The organism is Anaeromyxobacter sp. Red801 (assembly GCF_049201065.2).
Lineage (GTDB): Bacteria > Myxococcota > Myxococcia > Myxococcales > Anaeromyxobacteraceae > Anaeromyxobacter.
In genome coordinates this window covers 371,431-387,967 of sequence record NZ_CM181236.1, presented here as the reverse complement: position 1 = coordinate 387,967, position 16,537 = coordinate 371,431, and the positions used below count along the sequence as shown (strand labels likewise).

Below are 16,537 nucleotides of genomic sequence, written 5' to 3'. Positions count from 1 at the left end.
CTGCGGCGCCGGCCATCCCCCCTGCGAGGCGCGAATGCAGACGAAGTTCCTGCTCGGCGAGAACCAGATCCCCACCCACTGGTACAACGTCATCCCCGACCTGCCGGAGCCGCTCTCCCCGGTCATCCACCCCGCCACCGGCAAGCCGGCCAGCCCGGACGACCTCGTCCGGATCTTCCCGCCGCAGCTCATCGAGCAGGAGGTCTCGACCCAGCGGTGGATCCAGATCCCCGAGCCGGTCCGCGAGATCTACCGGCTGTGGCGGCCGGCCCCGCTGTTCCGCGCGCACCGCCTGGAGAAGGCGCTCGGGACGCCGGCCCACATCTACTACAAGTACGAGGGCGTCTCGCCGGCCGGCTCGCACAAGCCGAACACGGCGGTGCCGCAGGCCTACTACAACAAGCTCGCCGGCACGAAGCGCCTCGCCACCGAGACCGGCGCCGGGCAGTGGGGCTCGTCCATCGCCCTCGCCGCGCAGATGTTCGGGCTCGCCTGCACCGTCTACATGGTGAAGGTGTCGTACGGCCAGAAGCCGTACCGCCGCAGCATGATGCAGCTGTGGGGCGCGGAGGTGATCCCCTCGCCCTCCGACCGCACCGCCGCCGGCCGCGGGATCCTGGCCGAGGACCCGGAGAGCCCCGGCTCGCTGGGCGTCGCGATCTCCGAGGCCGTCGAGGACGCGGTCACCCACGAGGACACGCGCTACGCGCTGGGCAGCGTGCTCAACCACGTCTGCCTGCACCAGACCGTGATCGGGCTGGAGGCGAAGGAGCAGCTGAAGCTGGCCGGCGAGTACCCCGACGTCGTCATCGGGTGCCACGGCGGCGGCTCCAACTTCGCCGGCATCGGCTTCCCGTTCCTCGCCGACAAGGCGGCCGGCAAGGACGTGCGCATCCTCGCCATCGAGCCGTCGTCCTGCCCCACGCTGACGAAGGGCGCCTACACCTTCGACTACGGCGACACCGCGAAGATGGCGCCCATCATGCGCATGTACACGCTGGGTCACGACTTCATGCCGCCCGGCATCCACGCCGGCGGCCTGCGCTACCACGGCGCGTCGCCGCTCGTGTCGCAGCTCGTGCACGCGGGGCTGGTGGAGGCGCGCGCGGTCGGGCAGCTCGCCTGCTTCGAGGCGGCGGTGCAGTTCGCCCGGGCCGAGGGGATCATCCCCGCGCCCGAGTCCTCGCACGCGATCCGCGGCGCGGTGGAGGAGGCGCTGCGCGCGAAGGAGGAGGGGAAGGAGCGGGTCATCCTCTTCAACCTCTCCGGCCACGGGCACGTGGACATGGCCTCGTACGACCAGTACCTCTCCGGCAAGCTCGAGGACTTCGAGTACCCGGCGGAGAAGGTGCGCGCGTCGCTCGCGCACCTGCCCAAGGTCGAGCTGTAGCGCGGGGCCGCCGGGCCGCGCGGGCGCCCGCGCGTGCCCGGCGACGCGCCGCGCGGGCGCCGGGGGAGCACCTCCCGTGCGACGACCCAACCGAGATCGAGCGCCCCGGTGACACCCCCGCAGGCGCCCGGTTAGGTTCAGGGGTCCGTCGTTCGAAACTGTCCGTGAACATCACCGCGGCGCGCCCCCCCGCCCGTCGCGACGTCCGGAGGTCCCATGGTCCGCATCGCCGCCCTCGCGGCGCTGCTCGCGCTCGCGAGCGGCCCCGCCCATGCCGAGGACACGGTCCGCCTCGGCAACCTCAAGTTCGCCCACTACGGCGCGGTCTCCTACATGAAGGAGCACTGCAAGAAGTTCGGGCTGAACGTGGAGGAGATCGTCTTCCCGAAGGGGATCGACATCTTCCCCGCCATCGTGAAGGGCGAGGTGGACCTCGCCGCCAGCGCCGCCGACGCCGCCATCGCCAACCGCTCCGGCGGCGGCCAGGTCTACGTGGTCGCCGGCTTCGCCAAGGGCGGCGCCCGCCTGGTGGCCGCGGCGGACCAGACCATCACCAAGGTCGCCGACCTCAAGGGCAAGAAGGTGGGCGTGGCCCGCGGCGGCGCGCAGGAGCTGCTGCTCCTCGCCGAGCTGTCCAAGGCCGGCCTCACCTGGTCGGACCGGCCGGGCAAGGACGTGCAGATCGTCTACATGGCGTTCGCCGATCTCAACCAGGCGCTCATGCAGAAGCAGATCGACGCCATGTGCCAGTCCGAGCCGCAGTCGTCGCAGGCCATCAACAAGGGCTTCGGCAAGGAGGTGCTGAAGCCGTACGACACGCCGCTGGGCGAGCCGGTCCGCGTGATGGTGATGACCGAGAAGCTCTACAAGGAGCGGCCGCAGGTCGCGCAGAAGGTGCTCGACTGCTTCGTGGACGCGACCAAGTACTTCATCGACAACCCGAAGGCCGCCGAGAAGTACGTGGTCGAGCAGATGTTCAAGGGCCAGATCACGCCGGAGGACTACCGGGACGCGATCTCCAACTCGCCCTTCTCCTACGACGTCACCGCCGAGCACATCCAGATCACCACCGACCTGATGGCGAAGTACGGCGTGGGCAAGATGCAGAAGCCCCCCAAGGCCACCGACTGGGTGAAGGTGGACCTGCTGCAGCACGCGAAGCAGAAGGCGGGCGTGAAGTAGCGATGAGGGGCGCGCTCCGACTCGCACGGTCGCTGGCCGTGCCGGTGATCTTCCTGGCCGCCTGGGAGGGCGTCTCCCGGGCCGGCTGGGTCTCCCCCATCGTCCTCCCCGCGCCGTCGCAGGTGCTGCTGCGCTGGATCGCCTACGCGCGGCCGCTCGAGCCGTACGCGGGGGGCAACTGGCTGGCCTGGGCGTTCTCGGGCGAGCTCCCGCACGACGCGCTCACCAGCCTGTACCGGGTGGTGGGCGGGTTCGCGGTCGGCGCCGGGCTGGCGCTGCCGCTCGGGCTGCTCATGGGCTCGCGGCCGGTGGTGTACGAGCTGATGAACCCGCTCGTGCAGATCCTCCGGCCCATCCCGCCCATCGCGTACATCCCGCTCGCCATCCTCTGGTTCGGGCTGGGCGACCCGCCGGCGTTCTTCCTCATCTCGCTCGGCGCGTTCTTCCCGGTGCTCATGAACACCATCGCCGGCGTGCGGAACGTGGACGCCATCTACGTCCGCGCCGCCCGCAACCTGGGCGCGTCGGAGTGGACGCTGTTCTGGCGCATCATGGTGCCGGCCGCCATGCCGTACATCCTGGCCGGCGTGCGCATCGGCATCGGCGTCGCGTTCATCGTGGTGATCGTGGCGGAGATGATCGCGGTGAACGCCGGCCTCGGCTACCGCATCCTCGAGGCGCGCGAGTACTTCTGGTCCGACAAGGTGATCGCGGGGATGATCTCGATCGGCATCGCCGGCCTGGGCATCGACCTCGGCATGAGCCGGCTCAACGGGTGGCTCCTTCGGTGGCACCGGGGGATGGAGGGATGAGGATGCCCGCCGATCTCCCCAGCGCCCAGGTCCCGGCCATCCGGATCCGCGACGTCCGCAAGGTGTTCACCACCGGCGGACGCGAGGTGAAGGCGCTCGACGGCATCGACCTCGACATCGCCGAGGGCGAGTTCGTGTGCCTGCTCGGCCCCTCCGGCTGCGGCAAGTCCACGCTCCTCAACGCCATCGCCGGCTTCTCCCCGCCCACCGCCGGCAGCATCGTGGCGGGCGGCCGGCCGGTGACGGCGCCCGGGCCCGACCGCGCCATGGTCTTCCAGGAGTACGCGCTGTTCCCCTGGATGACCGTGGAGAAGAACGTCGCGTTCGGCCTGGAGATGAAGGGCGCGCCGCGCGGGCAGATCCGCGAGCGCGTGGACGCGCTGCTCGCGAAGCTCAACCTGCGCGACTTCCGCGACCGCTTCCCCAAGGACCTGTCCGGCGGCATGCGCCAGCGCGTGGCCATCGCCCGCGTGCTCGCCATCGACTCGCCCATGCTGCTCATGGACGAGCCGTTCGGCGCGCTCGACGCGCTCACCCGGCGCAACCTGCAGGACGAGCTGCTCCGGATCTGGGCCGAGCTGCGGAAGACCATCGTCTTCGTGACGCACGGGATCGAGGAGTCCATCTACCTCGCCGACCGCGTGGTGGTGATGACCTACCGCCCCGGCACGGTGAAGCGCGACCTGCGCATCACCCTCCCCCGCCCGCGCGACCCCGCCTCGCCCGAGTTCAACGACGTGAAGCGCGAGATCTCCCGGCTGGTGATGGAGGAGCAGCTCCGCCACGAGCAGGCCGAGGCGTCGGCCACCGCCGACTGACCGCGCCTCCCCGCCGCCGCGGGGGCGCCCGCCGCGGGCGCTTCCCTGCGGCGCGGGCGGTTCGCATGCATCTCCGGTCGCCGCGCGCGGGACGGTTCGCGCGCGCGGCCGGAGGTGCCCCGTGACGCTCCCTCGCCTCGCCGCCGCCGCGCTCGCGGCCGCGCTCCTCCCATGTCCGGCGCACGCCGAGGCCCCGGCGGGCACCCCCGCGCCGCGCCTCGACGAGGCCGCGCTCGTGGCCCTCGCGGTGGCGCTCGCGGTCTCCCCCGCGCCCGCGCTCGATCCGGCCGCCGGCGCCGCCGACCCGGCCGCGGTCGAGCTCGGCGCCACCGTGCGCCTCCGCCAGGTCACCTTCGAGGAGCGGCCCCGGATCCGCGTCACGCTCGCCGGCGGGGCGCCGGCGCGCGCGTGGTGGAAGGTCGAGCGGACGAACCTCCCCGCCGAGGTCGAGCCCGGGGTCGTCTACCGGGACGTGGTGCTGAAGCTGACGCTCGGGGGCTCGGCCGACGCGGTCCAGGCGCTGCTCGACGACGCGGCGCGGCTGGCCCCCGGGGTGCGGCTCGAGCCGGCCGCGTCGGAGCCGGCGCACGCCGCCGCCGCCGAGGCGACCGCGCTGGCGAGCGCTGCGCCGCCCGCCGCGCCCGCCCCCTCGCCTGCGATCGTGAAGGACGCGCCCGCGGGCGCGAAGCCCGTCGCCGAGCTCCCGGTCGCGGCCCTCCCCCCGCCGGCCCTCACGCTGCTCGCCGAGGCGCGGACCGCAGCGGGCGAGCGGGTGCAGCGCCTGCTCACCCCGGATGGCCGCGTGCTCGAGCGCGCGCTCGACGCGCAGGGGACGCTGGTCGCGGAGCGCGACGTGGGCGATCTCGCGGCGCTCCCGATCCGGGCGCAGCGGCGCGACGAGCGGGGCCAGGTGGTGCAGGTGGTGGATGCGGGCGGTGGCCGCGCGCTGGAGGTGCTGCGCGATCCGATGGGCCGCCTCCTCTCGGCGCGCGTGCTGTCCGACGGCGCGGGCGCGGAGCCCGTGCGGGCGGTGCCGCCGCGGGGATGAGACGCGGCACATCATCGACCGGACCACTCCACATTCAGAGGCGCGCCCGAGGACTCGTTCGACGCACGGCCCATGGCGCCGCGCGTCACGACGTCGTTCACGAATCGTAAATGATGTTGGGTGCCCCAACTGGCCACGCCGGGCCTCTGCCATCCGCGGAGGGACGGGGCTATGGAGATCGAACCTCCTGGAGGTTCGAGCCATGTCCGTCACCCGACGCCAGTTCCTTCAGCTCACCGCCGCCGGCGTGGGCAGCACCGGCCTGGTCGCGCTGGGCTTCTCGCCGGATCGCGTCCTCGCCGACGTCCGCAACTTCAAGCTGTCGCGCACCGCCGAGACGCGGAACACCTGCCCGTACTGCTCGGTGGGCTGCGGCGTCATCCTCTACACGCTCGGCGATCGCGCGAAGAACGCGCACAGCGCGGTGATGCACGTCGAGGGCGATCCCGACCACCCGGTGAACCGCGGCACGCTCTGCCCGAAGGGCGCGTCGCTGCTCGACTTCGTCCAGAGCCCGAACCGCCTGCGCTACCCGGAGTACCGCGCGCCCGGCTCCGACAAGTGGGAGCGCGTCACCTGGGACTGGGCGCTCGACCGGATCGCGCGCCTGATGAAGGACGACCGCGACAAGAACTTCGTCGCGAAGAACGCGGCGGGCGTGACGGTGAACCGCTGGCCCACCGTCGGCCTGCTCGCCGCGAGCGCCTCGTCGAACGAGACCGGCTACATCACCCACAAGGTCTGGCGCGCGCTGGGCGGGGTCGCGATCGACAACCAAGCACGTGTTTGACACGGTCCCACGGTGGCCGGTCTGGCCCCCACGTTCGGCCGTGGCGCGATGACGAACAGCTGGGTCGACATCAAGAACGCCAACCTCGTCCTCGTCATGGGCGGCAACCCCGCCGAGGCCCACCCCTGTGGCTTCAAGTGGGTGGTCGAGGCGAAGGCCCACAACAAGGCGCAGCTCATCGTGGTGGACCCGCGCTTCACGCGGACCGCCGCGGTGGCCGACGTCTTCGCGCAGATCCGCCCGGGCACCGACATCGCGTTCCTGGGCGGCGTCATCCGCCACCTGCTGGAGAAGGACGCGATCCAGAAGCAGTACGTGACCGCGTACACCAACGCGTCGCTGATCGTGAAGGAGGGCTACGGCTTCGAGGACGGCCTGTTCTCCGGGTACGACGAGGCGAAGCACGCGTACGACAAGTCGACCTGGTCGTACGAGACCGGCCCGGACGGCTTCGCGAGGAGCGACCCGACGCTGCAGGACCCGCGCTGCGTGTACCAGCTCATGAAGAAGCACTACGCGCGCTACACGCCGAAGATGGTGGCGGACATCACCGGCGTGCCCGAGGCCGCGTTCACCCGCATCTGCGAGGCGATCGCCACCACCTCGGCGCCGGACCGCACCATGACGGCGCTGTACGCGCTCGGCTGGACCCAGCACTCGGTCGGCTCGCAGAACATCCGCTCGATCGCGATGATCCAGCTGCTGCTCGGCAACGTGGGCATGGCCGGCGGCGGCGTGAACGCGCTGCGCGGCCACTCCAACATCCAGGGGCTCACCGACCTCGGCCTGCTCTCCGACCTGCTGCCCGGCTACCTCACCGTGCCGCGGGACGCGGACGCCGACGTCGAGACGTACCTGGCGAAGCGGACGCCGAAGCCGCTCCGGCCCGGCCAGATGAACTACTGGCAGAACTACCCGAAGTTCTACGCGTCGCTGATGAAGGCCTGGTACGGGAAGGCCGCCACGAAGGAGAACGGCTGGGCGTTCGACTACCTGCCCAAGCTCGACAAGGTCTACGACATCCTCGCGGTCTTCGACCTGATGCACCAGGGCAAGATCAACGGGTACCTCTGCCAGGGCTTCAACCCGCTCGCGTCGATCCCGAACAAGCCCAAGCTGCTCGAGTCGCTCTCGAAGCTGAAGTACCTCGTCACCATCGACCCGCTCGTCACCGAGACCTCGAACTTCTGGCAGAACCACGGCGACCTCAACCCGGTCGAGCCCGCCAAGATCCAGACCGAGGTGTTCCGGCTGCCCTCCAGCTGCTTCGCCGAGGAGGACGGCTCGCTGGTGAACTCCGGGCGCACGCTGCAGTGGCACTGGAAGGCGGCCGAGCCGCCCGGCGAGGCGAAGGGCGACGCCGAGATCGTCGCGGCGCTCTTCATGCGGCTCCGGGCGCTCTACGAGAAGGAGGGCGGCGCCTTCCCGGATCCGATCCGCGACCTGACCTGGGACTACAAGATCCCGCGCTCCCCCTCCGCCGAGGAGCTCGCCCGCGAGTTCAACGGCAAGGCGCTCGCCGACGTGAAGGATCCCAAGGCGGATCCGAAGGACCCGAAGGCCCCGCTGCTGGCGAAGGAGGGCGAGCAGCTCGCCACGTTCGCGCACCTGCAGGACGACGGCAGCACGGCCTCGGGCAACTGGCTGTACTGCGGCTCGTTCACGCAGGCCGGCAACCAGATGGCGCGCCGCGACGTCTCCGACCCGAGCGGCCTGGGCGTCACGCCGTCCTGGGGCTGGTCGTGGCCGGCCAACCGCCGCGTCCTCTACAACCGCGCCTCCTGCGATCCGTCCGGCAAGCCGTGGGACAAGAACCGCAAGCTGGTGTGGTGGAACGGCGCGAAGTGGGTCGGGCACGACGTGCCGGACTTCAAGGTCGACTCGAAGCCCGAGGAGGGCATGTCGCCCTTCATCATGAACCCGGAGGGCATGGGCCGGCTGTTCGCGCTCGACAAGATGGCCGAGGGGCCGTTCCCCGAGCACTACGAGCCGTTCGAGTCGCCGGCGACGTCGAACGCGATGCACCCGAAGGTCGGGCCGAACCCGGCCGCGCGCATCTTCCCGGGCGACAAGGCGCAGCTCGGGCTGCCGGGTGAGTTCCCGTACGCCGCGACGACGTACCGGGTGGTCGAGCACTTCCACTTCTGGACCAAGCACGCGCGCATCCCGGCGGTGCTCCAGCCCGAGCTGTTCATCGAGCTGGACGAGGTGCTCGCCGGGAAGAAGGGCATCCGCAGCGGCGACGCCGTCGCGGTCCGGTCGAAGCGCGGGCGCATCGTGGGCAAGGCCGTGGTCACCAAGCGCATCAAGCCCCTGAAGATCGCGGGCCAGGAGGTCCACACCGTCGGCATCCCCATCCACTGGGGCTTCGACGGGCTCACCAAGCCCGGCTACATCTCGAACACCCTCACCCCCTTCGTCGGCGACGCGAACACCCAGACGCCCGAGTTCAAGGCGTTCCTGGTGGACGTGGAGAAGGCCGCCGCGGGGCAGGTCTAGGAGGCGGCCATGGCGTTCCAGTCGCTCGACGTCATCAACCGGTCCGCCTCCACCAGCACGCCGCCGCAGGCGCGCGGCGCGCTGGAGGTGGCGAAGCTCATCGACATCTCCAAGTGCATCGGCTGCAAGGCCTGCCAGTCGGCGTGCATGGAGTGGAACGACCTCCGCGACGAGGTCGGGGTGAACCCGGGGCACTACGACAACCCGGCCGACCTCACCGCGCAGTCGTGGACGGTGATGCGCTTCTACGAGGAGGAGCTCCCGGCGGACAAGGGGCTCGCCTGGCTCATCGTGAAGGACGGCTGCCTGCACTGCGCCGAGCCCGGGTGCCTGAAGGCCTGCCCGGCCCCCGGCGCGATCGTGCAGTACGCCAACGGGATCGTGGACTTCCAGCAGGACCAGTGCATCGGCTGCGGCTACTGCCAGACCGGCTGCCCGTTCAACATCCCGCGCTACTCGATGAAGGACCAGAAGGCGTACAAGTGCACGCTCTGCTCCGACCGCGTCTCGGTCGGGCTCGAGCCGGCGTGCGTCAAGACCTGCCCCACCGGCGCGCTCGCGTTCGGCACCAAGACGGACATGAAGGACCTCGCCGGCGAGCGGCTGGTCGAGCTGAAGGCCCGCGGCTTCGAGAAGGCGGCGCTGTACGACCCGTCCGGCGTGGGCGGCACGCACGTGCTGTTCGTGCTGCCGCACGGCGATCCGGAGCTGTACCGGCTGCCGAAGGATCCGCGCGTGTCGCCGCTGGTGGCGCTGTGGCGCAGCGGCGTCGCGAAGACGCTCGGCGTCCTCACCATGGTCTCGGTCGTGGTGGCCGGGTTCTTCCACTACATGAAGGTCGGGCCGATCGAGGTCGACGAGGACCACAAGGAGAACCCGTCATGATGCCTGCGATGCGGATGCCGCCGGGCCAGGAGGTCGTCCCGCGCTACTCGACCGGCGAGCGCCTCACGCACTGGGCCGTGGCGGTCGCCTACGTGGCGCTGTTCCTGTCCGGCCTCGCCCTGTTCCACCCGTTCTTCTACTGGACGAGCGCGCTGTTCGGCGGCGCCGCGTTCATGCGGGTGCTCCACCCGTTCCTCGGGGTGGCGCTGTTCGTGCTCTTCTACGCGTACGCGCTGCGGCTGTGGCGCGACAACATCATGACGGACAGCGACAAGAAGTGGATGGGCCAGATGGTCGCCTACATGAACAAGGCGGCCGATCCCTACGTGGACGGGAAGTACAACGCCGGCCAGAAGCTCATGTACTGGTCGATGGTCGTGGTGATCGCCGGGCTGTTCCTCACCGGGATCGTGCTGTGGCGCCCGTACTTCGCCCCCTCCTTCTCGCTCGGCGCCCGGCGCTTCGCCGCGGTCCTCCACGCCGGGCTCGCGTTCGTGATGTTCGTGGGCATCGGGATCCACGTGTACGCGGCCTACTGGACCAAGGGCTCGATGCGCGCCATGACCCGGGGCACCGTCTCCGGCGCGTGGGCGCGGTTCCATCACCCGGGCTGGTACGCGCGGATGACGGGCAAGGAGCGGCCGTGACGGGGCGGCGCGGGGCGGCGGTCGCGGGGGAGGCGGCGTGAACACGCTCGTGCAGCTCCCCGGGGTCGAGATCCCGTACCTGCGCCTCCCGGACCCGGGCCTGCTGTTCGCCGGCCGGGCCGCGCGGTTCCAGGCCGTCGCCGCGGAGCGCGGCGGCGATCCGTTCCTCGCGTTCCTGGGGCGGCTCGCCGGCGCGCAGCGCGCCGCGACGGCGGCCGTCCCGGGCTTCGTGCCGCCGCGCGCGCCGGGCCGGCCTATGGACCGCGACGCGCTCCCCGCGGACCCGGCGCTCGGCGCGGTGCTCCGGGCGCTGCTCGCGGCGCTCCCCGCCGACGGCCTGCCGGACGCCGCCGCGGAGGCCGTGCGCGGGCTCCGCGACGCCGCGCCGGAGGCGCTCCGGCGCATCGCGGCCGGCGCGCTCGCCGGGACCTCCCGCGGCGAGGACCTGGCCGCGGCGACGTTCGCCGGCGCCGCGCTGCAGGTGCTCGCCACCGTGCGGGCCGCGCGGCTCGACCCGTCCACGGTGGCGCGGGTGGAGGGCGGCTGCCCGGTGTGCGGCTCGCCGCCCGTGGCCGGCGTGGTGCAGGGCGACGATCGCCTCCGCTACCTCACCTGCTCGCTCTGCGCGGCCGAGTGGCACCTCCCGCGGATCCGCTGCGCCGGCTGCCAGGCCACCGCCGGACTCGCCTACCACCACCTCGAGAACGATCCCGGCGCGCGCGCCGAGACGTGCGCCGCCTGCCAGGGCTACCTGAAGCTGTTCGATCTCGAGAAGCGCCCCGGCTCGGAGCCGTTCGCCGACGACGCGGCCACGCTCGCGCTCGACCTGCTCCTCGGCGAGGCCGGGAACGGGCGCGTCGGCCCGAACCTGTTCCTGCCCGTCGCCGGCTGAGCCGCCGCGCGCTACCGCCCCGACTCGACCCAGGCGCGCAGGTGCAGGCGCGCCAGCTCGGCGTGCGCGGCGTGGCCGGCCGCCTCCGCCGCGTCGAGCATCCGCCCCAGCACGTCGTCCATGTCCACGGCGACGTGGCGCTGCCAGCCCGCGCGCAGCGCGAGGTCCCACGCGGCCCCGTGGCGCCCGTCGGCGCGGGCGCGGTCGCTCTCGGCGACGAGGTGCGCGCGCAGCGGCCCCGGCCCGGCCAGCGCGGCGCGCAGCGTGGGATCCGGCGCGGCGCGGCCGCCGGTCGCGCGCAGCCAGGCGGCCGAGATGACGCGGGCGGCGCTCTCGCCCGGGCGCGCCAGGCGGCCCGCGAACGCGAGCGTGCCCCCGAACGCGCCCAGCGCGCCGGCGTAGGCGCGGGCCGCGTCCGTCGCGCGCCCACGCCCCTCCTCGTGCCAGCCCAGAACCGCGCCCGGCCAGGCGAGATCCGGGCGGGCCGCGAGCGCCGCGCGCGCGGCCGACGCCGCCGCGCACCAGTCCTGCGCGAACAGCGCCACGTCGCCCGCCCCGGTGAGCCGGCGCAGCGCGGCGCGCGCGGCCGCGGGCACGAGCCGCGCGTCGAGCAGCCAGTCGGAGAAGGTCTCGCGGGCGACGCCGAGGTCCTGCGCCAGCGACGCCGCGCCGGTCTCCCGCGCCAGGACCGCGAGGCCGCTCTCCAGCGCCGCCTCGCACGCCCGGCGCAGGCGCGCCGGCTCGGACGCGAGCCCGGGGGCGAGGTCGGTCGGGTGCCAGGCGCCGCCGGGGTGCCAGGCGATCGCCTCGCGGGGCCGCCCGCCCGGCCCGAAGCGGAGCGCCAGCACCGCGCCGTCCGCGCCGCGCGCGAACGGCAGCGCGTCCGGCAGCAGCTCACCCCCGCGAACCACGCCCGCACCCGGCTCGAGCAGCGCCTCCGGCTCCACCGTCTCGTCGAACGGGCCGAGCCCGCCGGGGAGGAACAGCCCGCGAGGGAGCTGCAGGTGCAGCGCGCGCTCGACGGCGGCCAGTGCGCGGTCCGCGGAGTGCATGCCAGGATGGTAGCCATCCCGGCGGGAGCGCGCTTCTTCTCACGGGGCTGCGCCCCGCCCCACGGAGCCGAGCTCCGTGGGGCCCCACCCTGCTCGCCGGGGCCCGTGCGCCGCCGCGGACGGCTTCGCCGCGCGCGCGGCGGCGCCCCGGCGGGCGCGCTTCGCTCGCCGGGCGCCCCCGCTCCCGCTACATCGAGCGTGACACCAGCACGATCCCGCAGCCCTGCCAGGTGAACATCAGGCCCGCGTCGGCGTACTCGCCGGTGGTCGGCATGCCGGGTGCGCGATCGGTCCAGACGCGGCGCAGCTCCAGCGTGCCGCCGGTGATGCAGCCGTTGCCGTCGTGCTCGAGGGCGAGGTCGGCGAGCGTGGTGTAGGCGACGTGCATGCTCGCCTGCGCGGTGTGGATGGTGGCCGCGTTGTCGGAGCGGACGCGCCCGGCGACCGTCGCTGTGCCGAACGTCAGGTTGCCGGTGAGGTGCGAGGAGACGTCGAGGTCGTACGTGTCGCCCACGCTGTGGAGCGCGCTGGTGACGTCCCAGGCGAGGGTGGCGCCGTCACGCGCGAACCAGCCGTTCACCGACAGCTGATCGAGGCCCATGGTGATGGTGCAGCCGGAGTACGAGATCCGGCCCGTCGTCACGGTCACGCACCCGGGGTCGTCGAAGCCGGTCAGGTCCGCCGCGGGGCGCACGGTCGTCACGGCCCGCTCGATGCCGGCCGCGCGGAGCGCGGCCACCGCGACCGTGGCGCTGCCCCAGGCCTGCGACGCCATCGCGTCCGCCAGCCCGGCGACCGACGAGCCGTCGCTGCTCGTGCCCGACTGGACGAGCTGCGCGTCGGCCGCGCTGCCCTGGGCCAGGTCGGCCGCGGCCTGCTCCTCGAGCGTCGCCGCGCCCACCGCACCGTACGTGAACTTCCTCGAGGCGGGGTCCGCCGCCTCGTCACCGCCACCGCAGGCCATCGCCGCCGCGCACAGGGCGGCGATCGTGAGCTTTCGCATGAGAGTCCCCATCGGCGTTCGCCGGTCGTGAAGCCGATCGCGTAGCACGCGTCACCGCCGGGAGGGCAGCCCCCGAAGCGTGCGGGGACGGAGGCCCGACCTCCGCCCACAGGCGGCCGGGTACGACACGGTGGGTGAAACGCCGCCACCTCGCGGCGCGGGGCCGCGGGCGGCGCGGCGCGTCAGCCGAGGAACAGGTCCGGCATCAGCTCGGCGCCGGGCTCGACCGCGTAGCGCGACAGGTCGGTGATCCCGGCCTCGCGCAGCACCTCGTCGTCGATGAAGAAGTTGCCGGTGCAGCCGCGGGCCGGGCGGCGGAGGATCTCCATGGCCGCGTCCGCGACGATCTCGGGCGTGCGCCCGTGGCGGGCGGTCTCGTCGCCGCCGAGGAGGTTCAGCGCGGCGGTGGCGATCACGGTGCGCGGCCAGAGCGCGTTCACCGCGATGCCCTGGTCGCGCAGCTCCTCGGCCATGCCCAGCACGCACATGCTCATGCCGTACTTCGCCATGGTGTAGGCGAGGTGGTTCGCGAACCAGCGCGGCTCCATCGAGAGCGGCGGCGACAGGTTGAGGATGTGCGGGTTCGCGGCGCGGGCCAGGTGCGGGATGCAGGCCTGCGAGACGGCGAACGTGCCGCGCGCGTTCACGCCGTGCATCAGGTCCCAGCGCTTCATGGGCGTGTCCACCGTGCCCGCCAGGAAGATCGCGCTGGCGTTGTTCACGAGCACGTCGATCCCGCCGAACCGCTCGACCGCGCGGGCCACCGCCGCCGCGATCTGCGCCTCCTCGCGGATGTCGCACTCCACCGCGAGCGCGCGCCCGCCGGCGCGCTCCATCTCCTCGGCCGCGTCGTGGATGGTGCCGGGGAGCTTCGGGTGCGGGGCCGAGGTCTTCGCGGCCACCACCACGTTCGCGCCCTGGCGGGCGGCGGCCACGCCGATGGCGCGCCCGATCCCCGGCTCGCGCCGGTGATGAACACGGTCTTGTCTTTCAGTGAAGTCATGGCGGCCTCGGGCTGGGGGTCGAACCCTTATTCAGGGTCCTGCCACGGCGCGTCAACGGGTCGCTCGGGGCGGCGCTGCGCCCGCGATCCCACCGCGATATCGGTGCGGCCGAAGCGCGCGCCGTCCCTCGCGTCCCTCCCACCGGTCGCGTGTGGGACAACGCCCACCCCCACGGCTCCAGATCCGATCCTGAACGCCGGCCCAGGCACGTCCGGGCGCGCCGGGCCGACCGTTGACTTCCCCGGCCGATGTCCGTAGATCCGAACCGTCCGGTGGGAGAAAGTGGCAAAAAGCGGATCCCGGCGGGAAGATCGGCCAGCCCGTGTTCTTCGGAACCTTCAACCACGCGATCGACGCGAAGGGGCGCACCAGCCTCCCCGCGAAGTTTCGCGAGGCGCTGGCCGCGGCCGGGGAGCCGCGCATCGTGCTCATGCAGTACCCGCACTGGCGGGCGGTGCAGGCGCTCCCGCAGTCGGTCTGGAACGAGCTGGTGAAGAAGGTGATGGAGGCCTCGCCCCTCGACGCGCGGTGGCAGCGCAACGTGCTCAAGTTCGTCTCGAGCGCGCACGAGGTGGACCTCGACGTCCACGGCCGCGTGCTGGTCCCGCCGCCGCTCCGCGAGTGGGCGGGCCTGCAGAAGGACGTCGTCTGGGTGGGGATGGGACGGACCATCCACCTGTACGACCGGGCGGCCTACGACGAGCAGATGTCCGCGGAGATCCCGGCGGACCAGGTGGTGGACTTCTTCAGGACGGCGTAGCGGGCGAAGGGGAACGGGCAATGTACGAGGCGCGCAACCAGGACGAGGTCACGGTGATCCGCTGCGTGGGCGAGCTCACGCGCGACGAGCTGTCCGCCATCGCGGGGCTGGCGCAGCGCGCCCGCCGCGAGGGCCGGATGGTGGTGGTGGACCTGAAGCGCGTCACGCACCTGCACTACGCGGGCGCGGCGCTCCTGAAGGCCATCCCCGGCCTGCGCGCCGCGGGGGCCAGTCGCTACGTGCGCGACCTGGTCCACGCCGGCGGCGCGGGCGGCTACGTGGAGCTGTACGGCGACGTGGAGGAGGCCGTCCGGGCGGCGTGAGCGCGGACTTTCGCCATGAGCCGGTACTCGCGAAAGAGGTCCTGGAGCTCCTGCGCCCCCGGCCGGGCGAGCTGTTCCTCGACGGCACGCTCGGCGGCGGCGGGCACTCCGGCCTGCTGCTCGAGGCGGGGGCGCGCGTGATCGCCCTCGACAAGGATCCCCGCGCGCTCGCCGCGGCCACCGCCCGGCTCGCCCGCTTCGGCGAGGCGTTCCGCGCGGTGCGCTCCGACTTCCGCGACGCGAAGAACGTGCTCGAGGCGCTCGGCATCGGCGCGGTGGACGGCGCGCTGGTGGACCTGGGCGTCTCCTCGCCCCAGCTCGACGAGGCGGAGCGCGGCTTCTCCTTCTCGCGCCCCGGCCCGCTCGACATGCGCATGGGCGACACCGGCGAGACGCTGGAGGACCTGCTGCGCCGCATCGACGAGCGCGAGCTGGCCCGCATCCTGCGCGAGTACGGCGAGGAGCCGTTCGCGCGGCCGGTGGCGCGCGCCATCAAGGCGGCCCTGGACTCGGAGGCGCCGCTCGACACCGCGCGGCTCGCCGAGGTGGTGGCCGGCGCCATCCCGCGCAAGGCCTGGCCGCACCGGATCCACCCGGCCACCCGCACCTTCCAGGCGCTGCGCATCGCGGTGAACGACGAGCTGGGCGCGCTGGCGGCGTGGCTGGACGGCCTGCCCGGCGTGCTCGCGCCGGGCGGCCGCGCCGCGGCCATCTCGTTCCACTCGCTCGAGGACCGGATGGTGAAGGAGAAGTTCCGGGCGCTGACGCAGGCCTGCACCTGCCCGCCGGACCTGCCGGTGTGCGCCTGCGGGGCGAAGGCCTCGTTCGCGGCCATCACCCGCAAGGCGGTCAAGGCGTCCGACGAGGAGATCGCGCGCAACCCGCGCGCCCGGAGCGCGCGGCTGCGCGCGGTGGAGAAGCTGCGATGAGCGCCCGCGCCTCCGCGCGCCGCAGCGCCCCCGGCCTCCCCGGCGCGCGCCTGGCCGGCGAGATCGCGCTCGCGGCCGCGCTGCTCGCGGCGCTGGGCGTGTTCCACATCTGGTCGCGCACGCGCGTGGTGGCCGCGGGCTACGCGCTCGGCGAGCTGCAGAAGCAGCACGCCGAGCTGGTGGCCGCGCAGGACCAGCTGCGCATCGAGCTGGAGATGCTCCGCTCGCCCGGGCAGCTGGAGCGGGCGGTGCACGCGAGGCTTTCTGGGCTGGGCATGGCTCCGCCGGACCGCGGTGCGGTGTTGGCGGCAGGCCCGGGGCGTCCGCTGGACGCGCCGGGTAGGGCGGGCGTGGATGGGGTTGGTCACCCTCCTCGGCCGGCGGAGCCATCCCCTTCTGCTGGGCGGGCGGCGGCGGCGGGGCCTGCGGCGGCTCCCGGGGCGGCGTACGCGCTCCGGGGTCCGCTGCGGGCGGGCCGCGCGCCGCCGGGGGAGCCGTAGGCC

The 16,537-nt window shown here is 73.2% G+C and carries 15 protein-coding genes and 1 pseudogene; 13 read left to right on the top strand and 3 right to left on the bottom strand.

Annotation, left to right across the window (positions count from 1 at the left end):
* Positions 1-34 precede the first annotated feature (34 nt).
* The 9 genes from ACOQFB_RS01680 (at position 35) to ACOQFB_RS01640 (ending at position 10,963) form a co-directional block, all read left to right on the top strand.
* Positions 35-1,390 (top strand): TrpB-like pyridoxal phosphate-dependent enzyme, encoded by a 1,356-nt coding sequence (locus ACOQFB_RS01680; protein ID WP_059438123.1) that lies wholly within the window; start codon positions 35-37, stop codon positions 1,388-1,390.
* A gap of 216 nt (positions 1,391-1,606) precedes the next feature.
* Positions 1,607-2,572: an ABC transporter substrate-binding protein gene (locus tag ACOQFB_RS01675; RefSeq protein WP_421610699.1), complete on the top strand. Its 966-nt coding sequence runs from the start codon at positions 1,607-1,609 to the stop codon at positions 2,570-2,572.
* Between the two features lie 2 nt (positions 2,573-2,574).
* Positions 2,575-3,384 carry an ABC transporter permease gene (locus ACOQFB_RS01670; RefSeq protein WP_059438125.1) on the top strand — a complete coding sequence of 270 codons (810 nt, stop codon included), beginning with the start codon at positions 2,575-2,577 and terminating at the stop codon, positions 3,382-3,384.
* 2 nt (positions 3,385-3,386) lie between these two features.
* Positions 3,387-4,202, top strand: coding sequence for an ABC transporter ATP-binding protein (locus ACOQFB_RS01665; protein ID WP_059438126.1), 816 nt, complete (start codon positions 3,387-3,389; stop codon positions 4,200-4,202).
* Between the two features lie 121 nt (positions 4,203-4,323).
* Positions 4,324-5,250, top strand: a complete 927-nt coding sequence (locus ACOQFB_RS01660) for a hypothetical protein (RefSeq protein ID WP_059438127.1) — start codon at positions 4,324-4,326, stop codon at positions 5,248-5,250.
* A gap of 202 nt (positions 5,251-5,452) precedes the next feature.
* Positions 5,453-8,539 (top strand): formate dehydrogenase-N subunit alpha, encoded by a 3,087-nt coding sequence (gene fdnG, locus ACOQFB_RS01655; protein ID WP_421610698.1) that lies wholly within the window; start codon positions 5,453-5,455, stop codon positions 8,537-8,539.
* 9 nt (positions 8,540-8,548) lie between these two features.
* Positions 8,549-9,424, top strand: a complete 876-nt coding sequence (fdxH, locus tag ACOQFB_RS01650; protein WP_059438130.1) for a formate dehydrogenase subunit beta — start codon at positions 8,549-8,551, stop codon at positions 9,422-9,424.
* Positions 9,421-10,071 carry a formate dehydrogenase subunit gamma gene (locus tag ACOQFB_RS01645; protein WP_421610697.1) on the top strand — a complete coding sequence of 217 codons (651 nt, stop codon included), beginning with the start codon at positions 9,421-9,423 and terminating at the stop codon, positions 10,069-10,071. The genes fdxH and ACOQFB_RS01645 overlap by 4 nt, the downstream gene beginning before the upstream one ends.
* 37 nt (positions 10,072-10,108) lie before the next feature.
* A complete protein-coding gene (locus tag ACOQFB_RS01640; RefSeq protein ID WP_421610696.1) occupies positions 10,109-10,963 on the top strand; it encodes a formate dehydrogenase accessory protein FdhE in 855 nt (284 codons plus the stop codon).
* Positions 10,964-10,974: 11 nt separating this feature from the next.
* On the opposite strand, the gene ACOQFB_RS01635 is transcribed toward ACOQFB_RS01640, so the two are convergent.
* The 3 genes and pseudogenes from ACOQFB_RS01635 to ACOQFB_RS01625 form a co-directional block, all read right to left on the bottom strand.
* The gene (locus ACOQFB_RS01635) at positions 10,975-12,015 is read right to left on the bottom strand and encodes a hypothetical protein (protein WP_421610695.1); all 1,041 of its coding nucleotides are present in this window, start codon (positions 12,013-12,015) and stop codon (positions 10,975-10,977) included.
* 187 nt (positions 12,016-12,202) lie between these two features.
* Positions 12,203-13,018, bottom strand: coding sequence for a hypothetical protein (locus tag ACOQFB_RS01630; protein WP_421610694.1), 816 nt, complete (start codon positions 13,016-13,018; stop codon positions 12,203-12,205).
* A 182-nt stretch (positions 13,019-13,200) separates the two neighbouring features.
* Positions 13,201-14,021: pseudogene (locus tag ACOQFB_RS01625) on the bottom strand (SDR family oxidoreductase).
* Between the two features lie 323 nt (positions 14,022-14,344).
* Here ACOQFB_RS01625 and ACOQFB_RS01620 point away from each other — a divergent pair.
* The 4 genes from ACOQFB_RS01620 to ACOQFB_RS01605 are packed head-to-tail and all read left to right on the top strand — an operon-like array spanning position 14,345 to position 16,534.
* Positions 14,345-14,782, top strand: a complete 438-nt coding sequence (locus ACOQFB_RS01620) for a division/cell wall cluster transcriptional repressor MraZ (RefSeq protein ID WP_012527790.1) — start codon at positions 14,345-14,347, stop codon at positions 14,780-14,782.
* 20 nt (positions 14,783-14,802) lie between these two features.
* Positions 14,803-15,105, top strand: a complete 303-nt coding sequence (locus tag ACOQFB_RS01615; protein WP_059437887.1) for an STAS domain-containing protein — start codon at positions 14,803-14,805, stop codon at positions 15,103-15,105.
* Positions 15,102-16,034 (top strand): 16S rRNA (cytosine(1402)-N(4))-methyltransferase RsmH, encoded by a 933-nt coding sequence (gene rsmH, locus ACOQFB_RS01610; RefSeq protein ID WP_059437888.1) that lies wholly within the window; start codon positions 15,102-15,104, stop codon positions 16,032-16,034. Before ACOQFB_RS01615 ends, rsmH begins: the two co-directional genes overlap by 4 nt.
* Positions 16,031-16,534 carry a hypothetical protein gene (locus ACOQFB_RS01605; protein WP_421610693.1) on the top strand — a complete coding sequence of 168 codons (504 nt, stop codon included), beginning with the start codon at positions 16,031-16,033 and terminating at the stop codon, positions 16,532-16,534. The genes rsmH and ACOQFB_RS01605 overlap by 4 nt, the downstream gene beginning before the upstream one ends.
* Positions 16,535-16,537: the final 3 nt, after the last annotated feature.